The following is a 551-nucleotide window of genomic DNA, read 5'->3' as shown; positions in this document are numbered from 1 at the left end:
AGGATCAAAGGCAAAACGCTTCCGAAATATGTGCAGATGATCAATGGAAAGAAAGTATTTTTTAAAGAATACGGCGATCCGCGAAAAATGGATATGCGAACAGGTGAATATGTAAACACATTGGCAGAGAAGTATCAAGCAAATGAAGCCATTCACCTCAAAATCGGAAGCGGCGTATACGGTGTACCCCGCTGGATCGGCAATATTGTCAATTTATACGGAGCCCGAAAAGCAGAAGAACTCAATTTTATGTATTTTAAGCAGGGACGTCACGTCCCCGCTGCGATTACAGTGGAAAACGGGATGCTGTCTGAAGCTTCTTACCGGGAGCTGCAGGAATACATGAATGATCTTGAAGGCGTGGAAAACGCCCATAAATTTCTCCTGATCGAAGCGGAAGGAATCGCAAAAGAAAAGGATCTCCACGGAGGCGAGGATATTACGCCGGTTTCCGTGGAAATCAAATCCTTGGCGGAAATTCTCCAAAACGACGCCTTGTTTCTTGAATACGATGAAAAAAGCAGAAATAAGCTGCGTTCCGCGTTCCGCCT

General features: G+C 45.0%; 1 protein-coding gene. It reads left to right on the top strand.

All coding sequences use genetic code 11. The annotated features are described in order from the left end of the window. Positions 1–551 (top strand): phage portal protein (locus ADICYQ_RS31380; protein WP_040417715.1); only part of this gene is annotated, 551 nt, incomplete at both ends.

The sequence above is a fragment of the Cyclobacterium qasimii M12-11B genome (assembly GCF_000427295.1).
GTDB lineage: Bacteria > Bacteroidota > Bacteroidia > Cytophagales > Cyclobacteriaceae > Cyclobacterium > Cyclobacterium qasimii.
The sequence above is the reverse complement of the archived record's forward strand: the minus strand, read 5'-3'. Positions and strand labels throughout refer to the sequence as shown.